This window comes from Actinophytocola xinjiangensis, from assembly GCF_001921215.1.
Lineage (GTDB): Bacteria > Actinomycetota > Actinomycetes > Mycobacteriales > Pseudonocardiaceae > Actinophytocola > Actinophytocola xinjiangensis.
This window is the reverse complement of record NZ_MSIF01000034.1, coordinates 63,785-70,249: the sequence shown is the minus strand read 5'-3', so window position 1 is coordinate 70,249 and position 6,465 is coordinate 63,785. Positions and strand designations below refer to the sequence as shown.

2 protein-coding genes and 1 pseudogene are annotated in these 6,465 nt (G+C 71.4%); all 3 read right to left on the bottom strand.

Features of this window, described 5'->3' with window-relative positions:
* A partial coding sequence (locus BLA60_RS38190; protein WP_162293075.1) for a UbiA family prenyltransferase occupies positions 1 to 471 on the bottom strand: 471 nt, incomplete at its 3' end.
* 230 nt (positions 472 to 701) lie between these two features.
* Positions 702 to 1,856, bottom strand: a pseudogene (locus tag BLA60_RS38185) (inositol-3-phosphate synthase); the annotation flags it as partial.
* A gap of 81 nt (positions 1,857 to 1,937) precedes the next feature.
* Entirely contained in the window at positions 1,938 to 6,413 is a 4,476-nt protein-coding gene (locus tag BLA60_RS38180; RefSeq protein WP_075137968.1) for a ThuA domain-containing protein, read from the bottom strand.
* Positions 6,414 to 6,465 lie beyond the last annotated feature (52 nt).

Below are 6,465 nucleotides of genomic sequence, written 5' to 3'. Positions count from 1 at the left end.
CGCGGCGGCGGCCGGCAGGGCGCGGCGGGCCCCGGCGGCGCCGGCACCCAGCAGCACGTCCAGCGCCCGGCACACGGCCATCCCGACCGGGCCGGCCGGCGTGGACTTGAGCACGGTGTCGTAGGCCCAGACCGCGGCGGCCAGCGGCACGGCGATCCGCACCGCGTCCCGGCCCCCGCCGGCGGCGGCCAGCCCCAGCCCGGCGGCGGTCAGGCCACCGGCGACGGTGAGCGCGCGCTCCGGGCTGAGGTCCCCGGCGGGGATGGGCCGCTCGGGGCGTTCGCTGGCGTCCAGGTGCCGGTCGGCCCAGTCGTTGAGCGCCATCCCCGACCAGTAGAACGCGGCCGATGACAGCGGGAGCAGCAACCGCCGCCCCCGTAACGGTCTCCCCGCGGCGGCCGCGCCGGCGACGGTGTCCCCGACCACCGTCAACGCGGCCGGCGCCCGCACGAGCCGAAGGTAGGGCTTCAGCACGCCGGCCCGCCCTCGTCGCCCCCGGAAGAACCCTCGCGAGAGGACTGCCCACCAGCCCCGGGACCGGCCTCCGCGACCTCGCCCGAACTCACTGTCGTTGGCGCGCCAACCTGGTCACGGCCCCCACCCTCTCCGGGGGCACCCCTCAGGGCCATTCTATCGGTGGTGGAGGGGTTTTCGGGGGGTGTGGGTGGGGTTGTGGACAACTGGGCGGGTGAATGGTGCGGGAGGGTGGCCGCCCACCGGGTGAGGGTGGTGGTCTGCTCGGCGAAGCGGTGCTCGGTGCTGCCGACCGGGTCCTTGAAGAAGAAGGCCAGCGCACCCAGCGGGCCCTTCGCTCCCGCCGCGTGCGCTGCCGCGGTCAGTCTGGCAAGGTCGAGGACCAGGGGGGCCGCCAGGGCGGAGTCCAGGCCGGTCCAGGTGAGTTGCAGGCTCATCCTGGCGCCGAGGAAGCCCTCGAACGACACGTGGTCCCAGGCGGTCTTCTGTTCGCCAAGGTCGGGAACGTTGTCGATGTGCAGGGGTGCGGTGACGCCCTCGCCGAGTAACGCGGCCAGGCCTCGGGCCTTGGACTCCAGCTTGCCCCTGGCCTGGGTGGGATCGGCCAGGTTGGCGCCGTCGCCGCCGCCGAGCAGGTTGGTGCCCGACCAGGAGCGCACCCGCAGGGCGCGGGCGGTGAACATGGGGGCCAGCACGGTCCTGAGCAGGGTCTCGCCGGTCTTGCCGTCGGAGCCGGCGTAGGGCAGGCCGGCGGTCATCGCCAACTCGTGCAGCGCGGGCAGGCGGATCCCGGGTGACGGGGTGAAGTCGACGTAGGGGCAGCCCGCGCGCAGCGCGGCGTAGGCCGTCAGGGAGCTGGGCGGCAGGACGGTCCTGGCCGGGTCGGCCAGAGCCTGTTCCAGGGCGGCCAGCGTGTCGTGTTCGGGGACGTGCGGGACGGGGGGTTCGGTGGACGACACGTTGACCACGATCACCCTGGCCAGGCCGTGGCGTTCACGGAAGTCGACGATGTCGGCACTGAGCCTGGCGGCGGCGTCGGCCTGGGAGCCGGTGTGGGTGGCCGGGTGGTAGCCGTCGCGGATCTCGGTGTCGGCGGTGCGCAGGGCGGCGGTGGTCGCGGCCAGCACCCTGGGCGGGATGAGGCCCGACTCGGCCAGCTGCTCGGCCCGTTTGTCCAGCGGCGTGCCCACCACGTCGTGGCCGCCGACCACCAGGTTCTCCCAGCTGGGCAGGTCGACTCCGGTGAACGGCTCGGTCTCGGTGACGCAGCCGGTCGGCGCGGTCAGGCCGGCGCGCAGCGCCAGCAGACCGGTCACCGCCGTCGTGCTCACCGACCCGCGTGCCCCGACCAACCACAGGCCTGTCGGTACGTTCGCTGACATTGCGGACCCCTTTCACGAGGACGTCGGTGACACCGGTGAGGACAGTCGCCGACTGCCCTCACCGGTGCTCATATCACCTTGTCATCGCCCTTCGATGGAATCGATGACCGCGTGCGCGTCACGTTCCAGCACCGTGCTGATGTCGGCGTCGCCGAGGAACGTCTCATCGGTGACCAACAGGACGAACGTGCCGAGGAAGCGCACCGTCCTGGTGTCGTTGCCGTTGGCCTCCGCCCGGCGGATCTTGGTCATCAGCGAGTCGAGCTGGCGGTACTGGGACAGCGTGAGCCGGTTGGTCGCCCGGAACCGGTCGAGCAGCTGGCTCATGTCCCGCAGGGACGTCGTCGTGGTGAACGACACCGTCTGCGACTGGACGTTACCCGCGACGTCGGTGGCCGACACGGTGAACGCGTGCTGCCCCAGCGGCAGCTGGTACAGCGCGGTCGGCCGCCCGTTGAGCACGGTCTCGCCGTCGAGCGTGGCGCCCACCGTGCGCAGCCCCGAGGTGGCGTCCTCGGCGTGCCAGGTGAGCACCAGGTCGGTGGCGTCGCCGTAGACCCGGCCCTCGGCGACCCCGGCCACCATCAGCGTCGGTTTGGTGGCGTCGATCCTGATCGTGGCGGCCTTGTCGGTCTCGACGTTGCCGGCCCGGTCCCGCGCCCGGTAGAGCAGCGTGTGGTCGCCGTCGCCGGTCACCTCGATGGTGCCGGTGTACGGGGTCCACGCGCCGCCGTCGAGGCGGTACTCGATGCCGGCGACACCCTGGCCGTCGTCGGTCGCGGACAGCTCGACCGGGACGCTGCCCGGGTGCCAGCCCTCCGGACCGGGGTCGGCGAAGGCCGCGGTGGAGACCGGGGCGGTCTCGTCGACGATCTCCTTGACCTGGATGTTGCGGAACGACACGTCGTCGCTGGCGCCGTGGTTCTGGATCCCGAGGTAGCCCTGGGTCAGGTCACGGGCCGGGTCGGTGCTGGTGAAGTCGTTGATCAGCACCCCGTTGAGGTAGACCTGGATGGTCTGCCCGACGACGATGATCTCGTAGCTGTTCCACTCGCCGGGCGGGTTGAGCGCCTCGTCGCGGGCCTCGATGTCGGCGGCCTGGAAGGTGTAGACCGAGCCGGTGGTCCGGTCCGGCGCGTCGGTCGCGTCGATCTGGATCTCGTAGCCCTGGTTGACCGCCACCCACGGGTCGTCGCCCGGGTCCGGGTAGCCGACGAAGATGCCCGAGTTGTCGTCGCCGGCCATCTTCCAGTCCAGCTTCAGGCTGTAGGAGTTGAACTCCTCACCGAAGGACAGCAGGCCCATGCCGCCGACCGACCGGATCGTGCAGTCCTGCTCCAGGGAGAAGCTGCCGGGGCCGGCCTGCGTCCAGCCGTCCAGGGTGGCCTGGGTGCCGTCGAACAGCGCGCGGTAGCCGTCGTCGGGCGTCCACGGCTGGCACTGGGCCGGGCCGGGGGTGGCCACGCCGTCGCCGACGACGTTGATGGTGTCGAGGTCCATCAGGCCGCCGCCACCACCGGAGAACACCAGGTACAGCGGGCCGGTGCCACCGGGGTCGGTGATCGGCGCCGGCGCGATGTCGGCGTAGGTGTCCCAGCCGCCGGTGTTGGTGACCTCGACGGTCTGCACGACCGGGCCGTCCGGCGCGTCCCGGCGCACGGTGATGGTGCCGCCGGAGCCGCCGGAGGTGAGCCGGTAGCCGATCGCGTCCACCCCGGTCAGGTTCACCGGGTCGAACTTGATCCAGTCGCCGTTCTCGATGTGGCCGACGCGCTTGCCGCCGCTGGCCTCACCGTGGTTGACGATCTCGGTGCCGTTGTTCTCGGTCCAGAACTCGGCCTGCTTGAGCTTGGGCTGGAGCACCGACTCGTCGTCGCCGGTCAGCGCGGGCACGTCGCCGGCGCCGCCGTCGGTGTAGCGGGCGTTGATGATCCCGAACACGTTGGCGTCCAGGCCGTGGCCCTCGTCGGCCGGCGTGGCGATCTCACCCGAGCAGCCGGTGGTGCGCGACAGCGGGTGACCGTGGGCGTCGTGGCCCAGGATGTACTCGACGATGACCTTCGAGCAGTCGATCGTCCCGTCCTCCGGGTCGGTCACCTCGACCTCGAACGGCACGGTGTCGCCGTAGCCGAAGAAGCCGCCGTTGACCGGGAGTTTCAGGTCGACGGCCGGGGCCGTGTTGCCGGAGGTGACCACGACGCTGCGCACGCCGGTCAGCCCGGTCGGGTCGGTCACCGACAGCGACGCGGTGAACTGGCCGGCCGCCTCGTAGGTGTGGGTGACCGGGCCGGTCTCGGTGGAGTCGACCGTGCCGTCGCCGTCGAAGTCCCAGGCGTAGGTCAGCTCACCGCCGTCGGGGTCCGAGGTCCCCTCCGGGTCGAAGTTCACCGTCAGCGGCGCCGGGCCCGACGTGCGGTCGGCGCTCACCTCCACCCGGGGCGTGCGGTTGCCCTTGGTGTAGTCGATCCGGTAGAGCGCCGAGGCGTCCGAGCCGCCGAACCAGGTGTCGCCGTAGTCCAGGACGTAGAGCGAGCCCTCCGGGCCGAACTCGACGTTCATCGGCCAGGACAGCTCCATCGAGTCGAAGAACGGGTTGATCTCGCCCCGCTCGCCGTCCGCGCCGACGTCGATCGTCTTGATCCAGCCCCGGCCCCACTCGTAGGCGAAGTTCTTGCCGTCGTAGAACTCCGGGAACTTCGTGACCGAGTCCAGGTCGGGGTCGAAGCGGTACACCGGGCCGCCCATGGGCGACTCGCTGCCGCTGCCGAACTCGGGCACCGATCCGCCGTCGTAGGGGATCCAGGCCGGCTGCGCGGGCGGCAGGTCGACCAGACCGGTGTTGTGCGGGCTCTCGTTCTTCGGCGCGGCGCAGTCGAACGGCTCGCCGGAGGTGCCGGTGGCGAAGTCGTAGTCGACGAACGGCTGGTTGTCGCCGACGCACAGCGGCCAGCCGAAGTTGCCGGCGCTCCTGATCAGGTTGAACTCGACGGTGCCGCCCGGCCCGCGCGCGGGGTTGGCCGCGCCCGCGTCGGGGCCGTAGTCGCCGAGGTACACCCAGCCGGTCTCCCGGTCCACCGCGAACCGGAACGGGTTGCGGAAGCCCATGGCGTAGATCTCCGGGCGGGTCCTGTCGGTGCCCGGGGCGAACAGGTTGCCCTCGGGCACGGTGTAGCTGCCGTCCTGCGCGACCGTGATCCGCAGCAGCTTGCCGCGCAGGTCGTTGGTGTTGGCCGAGGTGCGGCGGGCGTCGAACGCCGGGTTGCGGGTGTCGCGCTCGTCGATCGGGCTGAAGCCGTCGGAGGCGAACGGGTTGGAGTCGTCGCCGGTGGACAGCAGCAGGTTCCCGTCGCCGTCGAAGTCGATCTCACCGCCGGCGTGGCAGCAGATGCCCCGGTCGGCCTCGACCTGCATGATCTTCTGTTCGCTGCCCAGGTCGACGGTGCCCTCGGCGGTCAGCGTGAAGCGGGACAGCTGGTTGTGGCCGTCGAAGGGCGCGAAGTCGGCGGCCGTGCCGTTCTCCGGCGCGTCACCGGTCGGGGTGTCCAGCGGCGGCGCGTAGTACAGGTACAGCCAGCGGTTCTGCTCGAAGTTCGGGTCGATCGCCACGCCCTGCAGACCGTCCTCGTCGTGGTTGTAGACGGGGATGGTGCCGGCGAGCTTGGTGGTGGCGTCCGGGGTGGTGAGGAACACCCGGCCGTCGCGCGAGGTGTGCACGACCGAGCGGTCGGGCAGCACGGCCATCGCGATCGGCTCGCCGGTGCTCGGCTCGCCCTTGGCCAGGGTGATCTGGTCGAAGTCCTCGTCGACCGGGGTGCCGGGGTCGCCGCCGTCGTCGGGCGTGCAGTCGGCCTCGGCCAGGCCCGCCGCGTAGCGGATGCCGCCGGCGAGGTGGGTGAGGAACTCCGGCTCGCTGTAGGACTCGTTGGTGTGTCCGCCGCCGGTGTACCAGGAGCGGCCCTGCGACTGCGGGTGGCACCACATGATCGGGTGGTCACCCATGGCGTCGCCGCCCGCGTCGTAGCTGGTCTCGTCCAGGGTGGCCAGGACCTTGACGTCCGCGCGCGGGTTGGTGCGGTAGTTGTACCACTCGTCGGTGCGGGTCCAGCGGTCAGGAAGTTCGGCGGTGGACGGGTGGTCGTGGCTCTCCACGTCCACACTGGCCTGCTGGATCTGCGGGTGGGACTTGAAGTACGCGCCGACCAGCTCGCCGTACCACGGCCAGTCGTACTCGGTGTCCGACGCGGCGTGCACGCCCGCGTAGCCGCCGCCGTTGTCGACGTAGTTCTCGAAGGCGGTCTGCTGGTCGGCGTTGAGCACGTCGCCGGTGGTCGAGAGCCACACGACGGCGGCGTAGTTGGCCAGGTTGTCGGCGGTGAACGCGCCCGCGTCCTCGGTGGCGTCCACGGCGAAGCCGTTGTCGGCGCCCAGTGCCTGGATGGCGGCGATCCCGGTCGGGATGGAGTCGTGGCGGAAACCCGCGGTCTTGGAGAAGACCAGGACCTTCGGGTCCTCCTGGGCACTGGCCGGCATCGCGGTGACACCCAGTGCGGTGGTCATGGCCAGGCCGACGGTGGCGACCCGGGACAGGAAACGTGGTTTTGACGAAGGC

Bases quoted from the DNA above. Each gene is read 5' to 3' on its own strand.
- BLA60_RS38180 (WP_075137968.1), bottom strand. From the start codon at position 6,413: ATGACCACCGCACTGGGTGTCACCGCGATGCCGGCCAGTGCCCAGGAG.